Source organism: Streptomyces sp. JJ36 (assembly GCF_021696945.1).
Taxonomy (GTDB): domain Bacteria; phylum Actinomycetota; class Actinomycetes; order Streptomycetales; family Streptomycetaceae; genus Streptomyces.
In genome coordinates this window covers 1-13,338 of record NZ_JACYHE010000109.1, presented here as the reverse complement: position 1 = coordinate 13,338, position 13,338 = coordinate 1, and the positions used below count along the sequence as shown (strand labels likewise).

At 75.9% G+C, this 13,338-nt stretch carries 10 protein-coding genes; 6 read left to right on the top strand and 4 right to left on the bottom strand.

Going from position 1 to position 13,338, the window contains the following annotated elements; all coding sequences use genetic code 11:
• From HOY81_RS25610 to HOY81_RS25595, 4 genes are all read left to right on the top strand, one after another.
• Positions 1–5,724 (top strand): non-ribosomal peptide synthetase (locus HOY81_RS25610; protein ID WP_237323084.1); only part of this gene is annotated, 5,724 nt, incomplete at its 5' end.
• Positions 5,721–6,605 (top strand): thioesterase II family protein, encoded by an 885-nt coding sequence (locus HOY81_RS25605; RefSeq protein ID WP_237323083.1) that lies wholly within the window; start codon positions 5,721–5,723, stop codon positions 6,603–6,605. The genes HOY81_RS25610 and HOY81_RS25605, both read left to right, overlap by 4 nt.
• Positions 6,606–6,623: 18 nt before the next feature.
• Positions 6,624–7,118, top strand: a complete 495-nt coding sequence (gene mce, locus HOY81_RS25600) for a methylmalonyl-CoA epimerase (protein WP_237323082.1) — start codon at positions 6,624–6,626, stop codon at positions 7,116–7,118.
• Positions 7,119–7,255: 137 nt separating this feature from the next.
• Entirely contained in the window at positions 7,256–7,510 is a 255-nt protein-coding gene (locus HOY81_RS25595) for a Txe/YoeB family addiction module toxin (RefSeq protein ID WP_237323081.1), read from the top strand.
• 51 nt (positions 7,511–7,561) lie between these two features.
• On the opposite strand, the gene HOY81_RS25590 is transcribed toward HOY81_RS25595, so the two are convergent.
• The 4 genes from HOY81_RS25590 to htpX form a co-directional block, all read right to left on the bottom strand.
• Positions 7,562–8,746 carry a cytochrome P450 gene (locus HOY81_RS25590; RefSeq protein WP_237323080.1) on the bottom strand — a complete coding sequence of 395 codons (1,185 nt, stop codon included), beginning with the start codon at positions 8,744–8,746 and terminating at the stop codon, positions 7,562–7,564.
• A 231-nt stretch (positions 8,747–8,977) separates the two neighbouring features.
• Positions 8,978–9,115, bottom strand: coding sequence for a hypothetical protein (locus tag HOY81_RS25585; protein ID WP_237323079.1), 138 nt, complete (start codon positions 9,113–9,115; stop codon positions 8,978–8,980).
• A 148-nt stretch (positions 9,116–9,263) separates the two neighbouring features.
• Positions 9,264–9,845, bottom strand: coding sequence for a hypothetical protein (locus HOY81_RS25580; protein WP_237323078.1), 582 nt, complete (start codon positions 9,843–9,845; stop codon positions 9,264–9,266).
• An 88-nt stretch (positions 9,846–9,933) separates the two neighbouring features.
• Positions 9,934–10,836 carry a zinc metalloprotease HtpX gene (htpX, locus tag HOY81_RS25575; RefSeq protein ID WP_237323077.1) on the bottom strand — a complete coding sequence of 301 codons (903 nt, stop codon included), beginning with the start codon at positions 10,834–10,836 and terminating at the stop codon, positions 9,934–9,936.
• 945 nt (positions 10,837–11,781) lie between these two features.
• Here htpX and HOY81_RS25570 point away from each other — a divergent pair.
• Positions 11,782–12,024 (top strand): hypothetical protein, encoded by a 243-nt coding sequence (locus HOY81_RS25570; protein WP_237323076.1) that lies wholly within the window; start codon positions 11,782–11,784, stop codon positions 12,022–12,024.
• 418 nt (positions 12,025–12,442) lie between these two features.
• On the top strand, positions 12,443–13,249 hold the full coding sequence (locus tag HOY81_RS25565) for an HlyD family efflux transporter periplasmic adaptor subunit (protein ID WP_237323075.1): 807 nt from the start codon (positions 12,443–12,445) through the stop codon (positions 13,247–13,249).
• Positions 13,250–13,338 lie beyond the last annotated feature (89 nt).

Here is a 13,338-nt window from a genome sequence, read left to right as displayed (position 1 = left end):
CCGGGCGCTCCCGCGGCCACGGGTGCATCCGCGGGCCCCGCCGGCCCGGGCGACTCCGGCGGCGGGCACGCCCCCACCGCGGACGCGCCGGAGACCGGCACCGGCCGTCCCGGCCCGGAGGCCCCGCTCACCGCCGGCGCGCTGCGCCGCGAGGCCGCCGAGCGCCCGGCGGACGGCGCCGTCGACCCGGAGGAGCTGTACGCACTGGCCCGCGAGACCGGGCACCGGCTCCACCTCGACTGGTCCGGCCACGGCCCGGACGGCTCCTTCGACGCCGTGCTGCTCCCCGTCGGCGCGGACGGCCCGCCGCCGTTCCCGCCCCTCGGCCGCGCCACCGCGGCGCCCGCCCCACCCGGGGCGGCCACCGCACCCGAGTCCGCACAGGCGGCCCCGGAGCCGGAACCCCGCTGGGAGACCTTCGTCAACGGCGCCGCCCGGCGCCGCGCCGAGCGGCTCACCCCGCCGCTGCGCGCCGCCCTGGCGGAGAAGCTCCCCGACTACATGGTCCCGGCCGCCTTCGTCCTCCTGGACGCCCTGCCGCTGACCCCCAACGGGAAGATCGACCGGAAGGCCCTCCCCGCCCCCGAGGGCGGCCCGGCCGCCGCCGGGCGCCGGGTGCCGCCCCGGACCGAGCGCGAGGAACGGCTCTGCGCCGCCTTCGCCCGGGTGCTCGGCGTGCCGGAGGTGGGTGTCGAGGACGGCTTCTTCGACCTCGGCGGCCACTCGCTGCTCGCCACCCGCCTGGTCTCCCAGCTCCGCGGCGAGTTCGGCGTGGAGCTGCCCGTACGCGCCCTCTTCGAGACGCCCACCGTCGCCGGGCTCGCCCGCCGCCTGGACGCGGAGCAGGACGGCACCGCGCGCCCCCCGCTGCGCCCGGCCGTACGCCCCGAGCCGCTGCCGCTCTCCCACGCGCAGCGCCGCCTGTGGTTCCTGCACCAGCTCGAGGGGCCCTCGCCCACCTACAACATCCCCGTGGCGCTGCGCCTGCGCGGCCGCCTGGACACCGGCGCGCTGCGCGCCGCCCTGGCCGACGTGGTGGCGCGGCACGAGGCGCTGCGTACGGTCTTCCCCGACCGCGACGGGGTGCCGTACCAGCGGGTGCTGGACCCGGAGGAGGCCCGCCCCGCGCTGCCGGTCACCGAGGTCGCCGAGGAGGCGCTGGACGCCGCCGTCGACGAGGCCGTGCGGCACGCCGTGGACCTGACCCGCGAACCGCCGCTGCACGCCCGGCTCCTGGCCGCCGGCCCGGAGGACCACACCCTGGTGCTGGTGCTCCACCACATCGCCGCGGACGGCTGGTCGCTGGCCCCGCTCGCCCGCGACGTGGCGGCCGCCTACCGCGCGCGCACCGCCGGACGCGCCCCGGAGCAGCCGCCGCTGCCCGTCCAGTACGCCGACTACGCGCTCTGGCAGCGCGACCTCCTCGGCGACCCGGAGGACCCGGACAGCCTGCTCGCCCGGCAGCTCGCCCACTGGCGCACCGCGCTGGACGGCCTGCCGGAGCGGATCGCGCTGCCCACCGACCGGCCGCACCCCGCCCGCGCCTCGCACCGCGGCGGCACCCTCACCCTCCGCTGGGACGCGGAGCTGCACCGCGGGATCTCCGAACTGGCCCGCGCCGCCGACGCCAGCCCGTTCATGGTGGTGCACGCGGCGCTGGCCGCCCTCCTCGGCCGGCTCGGCGGCGGTGAGGACATCCCGGTCGGCACCGCCGTCGCGGGCCGCACCGACGCCGCCGCGGAGGACCTGATCGGCTTCTTCGTCAACACCCTGGTGCTCCGCGCCGACCTCTCCGGCCGCCCCGCCTTCCGGGAACTGCTGCGCCGGGTGCGGGAGCGCAGCCTGGACGCGTACGCCCACCAGGACGTGCCGTTCGAGTATCTGGTCGACGCCCTCAACCCGGGCCGCTCCCTCGCCCACCACCCGCTCTTCCAGGTGCTGCTCGCCTGGCAGAACACCCCCGAGGCCGCCCCGGAGCTGCCCGGCGTGGCGGCCGAGGCGCTGCCCGTGTCCACCGGCACCACCCGTACCGACCTCACCCTCTCGCTGACCGAGCGGCACGGCCCCGGCGGCGCGGCCGCCGGTGTGGACGGCACCGTGGAGTTCCGCACGGACCTCTTCGACCCCGGCACCGTGCAGACGCTGCTGCGCCGCCTGGAGCGGCTGCTCCGCGCGGTCGTCGCCGCCCCGGACCGGCCGGTGCACGAGATCCCCCTGCTCGACGCCGACGAGCGGCACCGGGTGCTGACCGTCTGGGGTGACGGCGACGCCCACTCCGCCGCGGAGGTGCCCGAGGGGCGCACCCTCCCGGAGCTGTTCGCCGCGCAGGTCGCCCGTACGCCGGACGCCACCGCGCTGCTCTGGCGGGACACCGCGCAGACGTTCGCGGAACTCGACGCCGCCTCCGCCCGGCTCGCCCGGCTGCTGCTCGACCGGGGCGCGGGGCCCGGCGACCGGGTCGCCGTGGCGCTGCCGCGCTCGCCGCGGCTGGTCGAGGCGCTGCTGGCGGTCGCCCGTACCGGCGCGGCCTATCTGCCCGTGGACCCCGGCTACCCGCCGGAGCGGGTGGCGTTCATGCTGCGCGACGCCGAGCCCGTGCTGCTGGTCACCGACACCGCTGCCGCCGCCGGGCTGCCCTCCGCGGAGGACGCCCCGCCGGTCCCGCGGGTCGTCCTGGACGACCCCGCCACCGCCGGCGACCTGGCCGGACGGTCCGCCACCGCCCCCTCCGCCGCCGACCTGCCGCGCCCGCTCACCCCCGAGCACCCGGCCTACGTCATCTACACCTCCGGCTCGACCGGCACCCCCAAGGGCGTCCTGGTGCCGCACACCGGCATCCCCTACCTGGTCGCCGCCCAGGCGGAACGCTTCCGGGTCGGGCCCGGCGACCGCATGCTCCAGTTCGCCTCCCCGAGCTTCGACGCCTCGGTCGCCGAGACCTGTGTCGCGCTGCTCTCCGGCGCCACCCTGGTGCTGGCCCCGCAGGACGACCTGATGCCCGGGGACCCGCTCACCGCCACCCTCGCCCGGCACGCCGTCACCCATGTGACGCTGCCGCCCACCGCGCTGGCCGCGCTCGACCCCGGCGCGCTCCCGGACGGCATGACTCTGATCACGGCCGGCGAGGCCCTCCCGGCCGGGCCGGCCGCTCTCTGGGCCCCCGGACGCCGCATGATCAACGCGTACGGGCCCACCGAGACCACCGTCTGCGCCACCATGAGCGAACCCCTCACCGGCGACGGCACCCCGTCCATCGGCCGCCCGGTCCGCGGCGCCCGCGCCTACGTCCTCGACGGGACCGGCGCCCCCGTGCCGCCCGGCGTCCCCGGCGAACTCCACGTCGCCGGGCAGGGCGTGGCCCTCGGCTACCTGGGACGGCCCGAGCTGACCGCCGAGCGGTTCCCGGCCGACCCGTACGGGCCGGAGGGCGCCCGCATGTACCGCACCGGCGACCTGGTGCGGTGGCGGCACGACGGGGAACTGGAGTTCCTCGGGCGCCTCGACGACCAGGTGAAGGTCCGCGGCTTCCGGATCGAGCCCGGCGAGATCGAGGCCGCGCTGCTCGCCCACCCCGAGGTGGCACAGGCGACCGTGACCGTCCGCGAGGACCGCCCCGGCGACAAGCGCCTCGTCGGCTACGTGGTGCCGGCCGCCGCCGCAGCGGGCCCCGCGGGCGCGCCGGAGGGTGCGGCCGGCGCCGTGCCGGCCGGCGGCCCCACCGGGCCGGACACCCCCGACGGCCCCGGCGCCCTCCCCGCGCGGCTTCGCCGCCACCTGGCCGACCGGCTCCCGGCACACCTGCTGCCCGCCGCCCTCGTCCCGCTGCCCGCCCTCCCGCTCACCCCGAACGGCAAGGTGGACCGGGCCGCCCTGCCCCACCCCGACGCCGCCGGCACCGGCGCCCCGCGGGTCGCGCCCCGCGACGCGACGGAGCGCTCGATCGCCGCGCTCTGGGCGGAGTTGCTGGGTGTCGAGCCGGCGGACGGCACGCCCCCGATCGGCGCCCACGACGACTTCTTCGCCCGCGGCGGCCACTCGCTGCTCGCCACCCGGCTCGCCGCCCGCCTCACCGCCGAGCACGGCGTACGGCTGTCCGTACGGGAGGTCTTCGACCACCCGGTGCTCGCCGACCTCGCCGCCCGGGTCTCCGCGCTCGCCGCCGCGGGGGGCGGCGCGGAGGAGCCCATCCCGCGGGTCGACCGCACGGGAGGCGTCCCGCTCTCCTTCCCCCAGGACGACCTGGTGCTCCACCACCCGGTCGACGCCGGCGACCCGTTCCACAACGTGCTCACCGCCGTGCGGCTCAAGGGCGACCTGGACGCGCCGGCGCTGCGCCGTTCCCTGGACGCGCTGGTACGTCGCCATGAGGCGCTGCGTACCCGCATCGTCCGGCGACCCGGCGGCCCCGGGGACGACTCCGGCGACCCCGTACAGGTGATCGACCCCGCCGGGGACGCCCGCTGGCCGCTCCGCGACCTCGACCTGCGTGACGCGTCCGGCCCCGGGGCCCGCGCCGAGCGGCTGCGGGCGGCACTGACCGAGCTGGAACGCCACCCGTTCCGCATCGACGCGGAACCCCTGGTGGGCGGCGCTCTGATCCGCACCGCCGACGACGAGACCGTGCTCGCTCTGCTGATGCACCATCTCGTCACCGACAACTGGTCGTACGGCGTCCTCTTCGCCGAGCTCCGCGACCTCTACCGTGCCGAGGTCACCGGCGGGGACCCGGGTCTGCCGGAACTGACCGTGCAGTACCCGGACTACGCCGCCTGGCAGCGGCGGCAGCTCGCCGACGGCGCCCTGGACGCGGGCCTCGCCCACTGGCGGGAACGGCTGCGCGACCTGCCGCCGACGCTGCGCCTCTCCGCGCCCCCGCACCAGGCCGAGGCGGCCGTACCGGCGACCGGGGCCACCCGCGGGTTCCGGCTGGACTCCGCCATCACGCGGGAGCTCACCCGGCTCGCGCAGCAGGAGGGCGCCACCCTCTTCATGGTCCTGCTGGCCGCCTTCGACGTGCTGCTCTCGGCCTACTCCGGCACCGACGACGTCCCGGTCTCCTTCCCACTGGCCGGTCGCGAACGCCCGGAGACCGAACGACTGGTCGGCTTCTTCGTCGGCCAGGCCGTGGTCCGCGCCGACCTCTCCGACGACCCCGCCTTCCGCGATCTGCTCCGGCGGGTACGGGCCGAGACCCTCGGCGCCCACGCCCACCAGGGCGTGCCGCTGTGGGCCCAGGACTGGTCCCGGCGGCCCGGGCACGACCCGTTCGCCGTCTCCTTCAACCTGCTCAACGCCGACGTGCCCGCGCTCGACCTGCACGGGCTGCACGCCGAGCCGCTGGAGCCGGGACACGGGGACGACTACGTCTTCGCCGAGGTGGTCGTCACCATGGCGGCCTCCGCGGTGGACCTCGCGCTGATGATGCGCGAGGACGACGACGGGCGGCTGCGCGGCATGTGGCTCCACGCGCCGGACCGGCTGGACGCCCGCGCCGCCGACGTCCTGATGCGGCAGTGGGAGCGTGCCCTCGCGCTGGTCGTCGCGGACCCCGACGCCCCGGTGCACACCCTGCGCGCCCGCCTCCTCGCCGGCGCGCCCGCTGCCGGCGAGCCGGCCACGGAGCCCGGCGAGCCGGCGACCGGCACGGGCGCCACCGGTCCCGCCGCCGGCGGGGCGCCGGGCGACGCCGCCACCCCGGACCACCACGGAGAGAGGACGCCGTGACCGCACCGCACGAGCCCGCCCCCGCCACGCAGCTCCCCGCGCCCGGCCCGGGCGCCCGGCCCCCGGGCACGGGCGGCCGGCAGGACACGCCGGTCCCGCTGCCCCACCTGCTCGGCGAGACCCCCGGTGCCGACGACGCCTTCCGGCTCTTCTGCTTCCCGTACGCCGGGGGCAACGCCGCCGTCTACCGCGGCCTGCGCGCCACCGCGGGCCCGGGCCTCGCGGTGTACGCCGTGGAACCGCCCGGCCGGGGACGCCGGATGGCCGAGCGGCCCTACGACGCCATGGGGCCGCTGGTCGCCCACCTCGCCGACGCCCTCGCCCCGGCGCTGGACCGCCCGTACGCCTTCTTCGGGCACAGCCTGGGCGGCCTGGTCGCCTTCGAACTCGCGCGCGTCCTCCGCGCCCGCGGCGCCCGGCAGCCCGAGCACCTCTTCGTCTCCGCCAGCGCGGCGCCCGGCTCCCGGCGCGTACGGCCCGTCATCCACTCCGCCACCCCGGACGCCGTCAAGCAGGAACTGCGCACCCTCGGCGGCACCCCGCCGGAGGTCCTGGAGAACGACGAGGTGATGGAGGTGGTGATGCCCATGCTCCGCGCCGACTACGCCGTCCTGGAGACCTACCGGCACGACCCCGGACCGCCGCTGGGCATGCCGCTGACGGTCTTCGGCGGCACCACCGATCCGGTGGCCCCGGCGGACCTGCTGGAGGGCTGGCGCGCCCAGTCGGTGCACGGCGCCCGGATCCGGATGATGTCCGGCGGCCACTTCTACCTGCACGACGCCGCGGCCCCCGTGATGGCGGCCGTCGAGCACACCCTCGGCCTGCGCACGGGCGGCCTGGGGCACGCGGCGGAACAGTCCACGGCCGACCGGCCCTGAACCCGAAGGAGCTTCCCCATGCACACCACCGGCACCACGGTCACCCCGGACGCCGCGGCCCCGTCCCCGGACGCGGCCGCCGTCCCCGGCTCCGACATCGGGGTGACCCGCATCGACCATGTGGGCCTGGCCGTCCCCGACCTCGACGAGGCCGTCGACTTCCACCGCCGCGTCTTCGGCATGCGCTGCCTGCACGTGGAGGAGAACGAGGAGCAGGGCGTCCGCGAGGCCATGCTGGCCTTCGGCGAGGACCCCGCCGCCTCCCGCATCCAGCTCCTCGCCCCGCTGGACTCCTCCTCCGCCATCGCCCGCTTCCTGGACCGCAGCGGCCCCGGGCTCCAGCAGGTCGCGTACACCGTCGAGGACCTGGAGGCCGCCAGCGACGCCCTGCGCGCCCGCGGCGTCCGCCTGCTCTACTCCGCCCCCAAGCGCGGCACCGCGAACTCCCTGGTCAACTTCGTCTACCCGCAGGACGCCGGCGGTGTCCTGGTCGAACTCGTCCAGCCCGCCTGAACCGGTCGTCACTCCTGGCAGGAGACCATCTACCTGCTGCGTTCACCCGCCAACGCCCGGCGACTGGCCGAAAGGGTCGCGGAGGCCGAACGAGGGAACGTGGAGCCTCGTGAGCTGATCGAGGTGGACGACGCCGAGTGAAGACCGTATTCACCGAACACGGGTGGGCGGATTACGTGCACTGGTCCGAGACGGACCGCCGCATGACCCGCCGCCTCAGTCGCTTGATCGAGGATGCCAAGCGGGACCCCTTCGCGGGTATCGGAAAACCGGAGCCGCTGAAGGGAGACCTCAGCGGCTACTGGTCTCGTCGCATCGACGACGAGCACCGGCTCGTCTACCGTGTGCGAGGCGACGAACACGTCGTCGTCCAGGCCCGCTACCACTACTGAGCGCAACCCGCAGTCCGGCGCCGGGACGCCGCGCGCTCCGCAGCGAGGCTGCTACACCGTCACCGGGAGGGTGCGCAGGCCGCGGATGACGAACTCCTGCCGGCGCTCCGGCCGGCCGGCGAGGCGCAGCCCGGGCAGCCGGGTGGTGAGGGCCTCCAGGGCGGCGGCGATCTCCACCCGGGCCAGCGGCGCCCCGACGCAGTAGTGGATGCCCGCACCGAAGCCCAGGTGCGGGTTGGGGGAGCGGCCGACGTCGAGCCTGTCGGGCTCGCCGAAGACGGCGGGGTCGCGGGCCGCGGCCCCCAGCAGCGCGGCGATCCGGTCGCCCGCCGCGAGCTCGTGGCCCGCCACCGAGGTCGGCTCGGTGGCGGTCCGTTCGAACAACTGGAGCGGCGCGTCGAAGCGGATCAGCTCCTCCACCGCAGTGGGCATCAGCCCCGGTGACGCGACCAGCCGTTCCCACTGGTCGCGGTGGGTCAGCAGCGCCAGCACCCCGTTGCCGATCACGTTCACCGTCGCCTCGTGCCCGGCCATCAGCAGCAGCACCGCGGTCCCGACCAGCTCGTCGCCGGTGAGCCGGTCCGCACCGTCGCGTTCCGCCACCAGGTCGCTGATCAGGTCCTCGCCCGGCTCGCGGGTGCGGGCCGCGGCCAGCTCCCGCAGGTACGCCACGAACTCCGCCGCGGCCCGCTCGGCCGCCGCCTCGCCCTCCGGTGGCAGTCCGTACTCGTACATCTTCACGATGGCGTTGGACCACGGCTGCAGCCGCGCCCGGTCCGCCTCCGGCACGCCGAGCAGTTCCGCGATCACCTCGACCGGCAGCGGTGCGGCCAGGTGCTCCAGCAGGTCCGCCGAGCCCTCCGCCTCGATGGCCGCGGCCAGTGAGCCGGTCATCCGGCCGGCCACCGCGCGCACCCACGGCTGGAGGCGGCCGGTGTGCCCCCGGGCGAACGCCGCGGAGATCAGCCGGCGCAGCCGGGTGTGCCGGGGCGGCTCCGTCTCCAGCAGCGAGTTGCGGTGCAGCAGGTTGAAGGCGGGGAAGGACGCGGCGGGCGTCTTGTCCGTCCAGATGCGGCCCGCGGAGCGGTTCCGCAGCACCTCGGAGCAGGCCGCGTGCGAGACCGCGACCGGGAGCCCCAGGCCCCCGTGCCAGTGGACCGGGCCGCGCTCCCGCAGCGCGGCGAACGCCGGGTACGGATCGGCCAGGAAGTCCGGGTCACCGGAGTCGAACACCACGCGCCGACCGTATCCCGCTCCGGCGCTCCACGGAACGGCGCAAGGCGCGCTGCGCCCTCGGCGCGCCATCGACGGGCGCCGCGGTGGGGTGCCCGGCCGGGCCGGCTACTCGGGATCTCGTACCCGGTCCAGGCCGGCCGCCGCAGCCGACGGCACCTCCGCGACCGACGCGCCCGCCCCCGCCCGGCTCGAAGGGTTCGCGCCGCACGGCACAAGCCCGCCTACCGCCCGTCAGCAGAGCACCAGCGCCTCCAGAAGATCCGGAGTTCCGTGGCTGAGGACGAGCCCGTAGCTCTCCCCCACCTCGCAGCCCTGTTCCACCCACTGGTTGGCCAGCACGGTCCAGAGGACGAAGAGGCTCAGGACCACAGCCCAACCGGTGCGTCTGCTCCCTTTCGGAGTACTTCCGTGGTTGTCCGGCATGCGCATGATTGTGGCGTCGATGCGGCCAACCTGCCTACCGGCGTGAGGAGTTGTTTCAGGCCGCATCCGGGGCCGCGACCACGCAGACCGGCGGCTACAGCCCCGGGGCGCCCCAGACGGGGAACCAGCGGGAGAGGTCGGGCTCGATGCGGAGGTCGTCGGAGAGGGCGCCCTGCACCTGGAGCTCCAGGGCGTTGTTCCGCTTCTCGCCGGGGAGCGGGGCGAAGGGGTAGAAGGTGCCGCGCTTGTAGAGGTACACGAGGGCGAGCGGGCGGTCGCCCGTGTCGTCGCGGAACCCCATCAGGGAGCAGAGGAGCTGCGGCCCGAAGCCGCCGTCCTGGAGCAGGGTGTTGACGGCGTGCAGATCGTTGACCACGGACTCCGGCTCGTCCGCCGGGTGGCGGGAGAGCAGCCAGGTGTAGCCGTACGCGTCGCGGCTGAACTCCACCGGGATGCCGCCGTGCTCCGTGTCGGCGTCCAGCAGCGCCCGTACGTCCTGTTGCAGCCGGTCCATGGCCCCGCCCTCGACGCTGGCGAAGCAGACCGACCCCAGGCCGGTCGGCGCGAACCCGGCGGCGACGCGGAGGGTGACCGTGGCGGAGGGGAGGGCGAAGAGCTGGTCGAGGTCGGGGCGGGCCGGCTTGGAGCGGCCCAGGAGGATGTCCAGCAGGCCCATCGTTCCGGGCTCCTTTCCGGGCGGTGGGGGTGTACGGGTGGCGGGTGCACCCGCGCGGGGGGACGGGACGCGCCGGGCGCTCCCGTGCTCACGGCTGGCCGAGCTGGGCCGAGATGCGGCGGAGCTGGTCCAGGCGCTGCTCCAGCGTCGGGTGCGAGGAGAGCAGCCGGCCGAGGCTCTGCCGGCTGGAGAAGGCCGGCGCGAAGAAGAACGCGTTGAACGGCTCCGCCCGGCGCAGATCACGGGTGGGGATGCGCCCCATCTGGCCGGTGATCTTCGTCAGGGCGGCGGCCAGCGAGGAGGGGCGGCCGGTCAGCAGGGCGGCGGCGCGGTCCGCGCTGAGCTCCCGGTAACGGGAGAGCAGCCGGGTGAGCAGGAAGCTCAGGGCGTACACCAGGGCGCTGACCAGGGGGATCAGCAGGAGCAGCGGGGCGTTCCGGTCGCCGCCGCCCCGCATCAGCCCGCTCCACAGCGCGATCCGGGTGACGGTTCCCGCCAGCACGCCCAGGAACGCGGCGATCGTCATCACCGCGACGTCCCGGTGTGCCACATGGGAGAGCTCGTGTGCCAGCACGCCCTCCAGCTCCTCCGGTTCCAGCCGCCGCAGCAGCCCGGTGGTGGCGCAGACGACGGCCTTGTCCCGGCTGCGGCCGGTGGCGAAGGCGTTCGGCAGGTCGGAGTCGGCGATCGCCACCTTCGGTTTCGGCATGTCCGCCAGGGCGCACAGCCGGTCGACGGCGCCGTGCAGCTCGGGGGCCTGCTCGGGGGTGACCTCGCGGGCCCCCAGGCTGTAGGCGGCGATGCGGTCGCTGAAGTAGAACTGGGCGAGGAACAGGCCGCCGACCAGCAGCACGATGAGCAGCCAGGCCCCCTGCAGCAGGGCGATGAGCACGCCGACGAAGACCACGTAGAGCAGGCCGATCAGGAACATGGTGCCGACCATCCGGCCGGTGAGGCCCCGGTCCGGGGCGAAGCGCGTCCGGGTCGCCATGGCGCCCCTCCGATCTCGCGCGGGAATCCCTCTGCTAAGGACTTTACGCCTTGTCCCTGGACGGGTGCTTCTGAGTGATACACGGTGATACGCAGTGAAACGCACCGTAGCGCGTGCACGCCGGTACGTGCGGTGTACGGGGTGGGGGAGCGGCCTGCCGCCGGGGGCTGCGGTGGCCCCGCGGTCCTCTCCGCGGCCGGGGCGCCGGAGCCGATCCCGCGCCCCCGCCCGTGCTCCTCGGCGCTGTCGCGTGCGCGCACGGACCGCGGGCGGCCGGGGCGGCGCGGATGTGTGCGGTGCTCCCTCGCGGGTCTCCGGACCCGGGTGCACGGCATGCGGCGGGCGGTGCGGAGGCCGGCCGCGTGTGCACGGCCGGCGCGGTGACGGGCTCGGGTGGTCGCCGGTGATCGATGCCCGCCGCTCGGCGCGCTGCGCAGGCGCCGCGAAAGGCGGCCCGCGGTGCTGCCCGCGGTGCCGCCCGTGGTCGTACCGAGGCCCGCCGGCGCGGGTGACTGCCCGTCACCCGGCAAGTGGAACCGTGCATTCAGCAAACCTCCACATCGTGTGCATGAGTGGCCCGAACTCCCGTGCGGCTCCGCGTCATGCCCGAATTGCCCCACGCGACAGGTCGGTCATGTCCGGTTGCGGCCCGGGAGGCGCGGTGGCGCCGCGGAAAGCGTCACGCCGTTCTGCGAAGAAGTTGTCACCATTCGGCGGACGGAACTGCACGGCCGTCACATGTGGTCCCGGTGCAGCCGTTCATGAAGCGTCAACGGGATTGGCCGGGTGCCTCGTTCGCGTGCTTTCATCATGCGCACTGCGGCAGTTGTGCGAATGCTGATCGGTTTTCGGGCGCCAGGCTGCCGCGGCAGTGGACGGATCGTTCATCGCTGGCGACCGCACCACGACCTCGGAAAAGTCCGACAACTGAAGGGAATACGCGCGATGCGTAACGACCTCGAGACCCGCGAGATCGCCGACACCGAGCTGGACGCCGTCGCCGGCGGTGTGGTCAGCGTCGCCGGCGGTGTCGCCGGCGCCGTGACCAGCGACGTCGCCAACACCCTGGGCTCGCTGGAGACCACCGGCGCCGTGCAGGGTGTCGCCACCGGCGCCGTGAACCAGGCCGCGGGCATCACCGGCGTGCACGCCGACACCTCCGCGGTCACCGCTCCGCTGGGCCTCTGAGACGCACCGTGCCGGCGGGCCGTACGGCCCGCGGTGTCACAGAGCCTGACGGGTGCGTGGGCACCCCGTGAGGTCGCCCATGAACCCCGGATCTCCCCGTTCCGGGGTTCATGGCTGCCTGCACCTCCGCCGGGCCGGTCCGCGGGGGTGCCCCGTCCTCCGGCCCGTACCCCTCCGGCCCGCCCACGGCCGGCGGGCCCCGGGCGCGCTCGCGCTCCGGCCCGTCCCCTTCCGCGGTGCGCCGCGCCGGCCCGCATTCCGGTCCGCCCGGAGCGGTCGGCGTACGAGACGCGCGCGCACGCACGTTTACGGAATTCCCGTCGCGGCCCGCCGGCGGCCACAGGCGTACCCGCCGGAAAGCACGCGCGGCGGAACACCGCGCACTCCGCCCGGTCGCATGCAGTCGAAGGAACGGTCCGTGCAATTCCGCCAGAAGGCGCTTTCCAAACTGCAGTCGCCCGAGGAACTCGATCTCCCGGTGCGGTTCGCGCGCCCGCCGGGACGTCTGGTGCTGGCCGTCACCGTCGTCGTGATGGCCGTCGCCGGCTTCTGGGCGGTGACCGGGACGGTGTCCTCGAAGGTGACCGCACCGGGCCTGCTGACCCGCGCCCAGGGGAGTTACCTGCTGCAAAGCCCCGTCGCCGGCCAGATCACCGAGGTGCACGCCGAGGAAGGCCGTACGGTCGCCGCCGGGGAGCCGGTGGTGACCGTCCGTACGGGCGAGGGCGACCGCGCCGTGCGCGCGGTGGCCCGGGGGCGGGTCACCGCGCTCGCCGTGAAGATCGGCGGGGTCGTCACCACCGGCGCGGACGTGGCCACCGTGGAGCGGATCGAGGACCCCGGCGAGCCGCTGGTGGCCATGGTCTACGTGCCCGGCGGCAACACCGCGACCATCCCGGTCGGCGCCCGCGTCGACCTCACCGTCCGCTCCGTCCCCCAGCAGCGCTACGGCGTGCTCCGGGGCCGGGTGAAGGCGGTGGGGCGCACCCCGCAGACCCGCGCCCGACTCACCGGCTTCCTCGGGGACGCCCGGCTCGCCGAGGAGTTCTCCCGGCAGGGTGACCCCATCGCGGTGCTGGTGCGGCTGGAGCGCTCCTCCGCCACGAAGTCGGGCTACGTCTGGTCCTCCGCCGACGGGCCGCCGTACGAGCTGGAGTCCCCGGCGCCGCTCACCGCCGCCATCCACCTCGCCGCCCAGCGGCCCGTCGAATGGCTGCTGCCGTGACCGCCCCGCAGCTCCCGCCGCCGGGGCGGCGCCGCCACCGCCCCGAGCCGAAGGGCGGCGCCCGCCGGCGCCGCCCCGAGCCGCCCGCG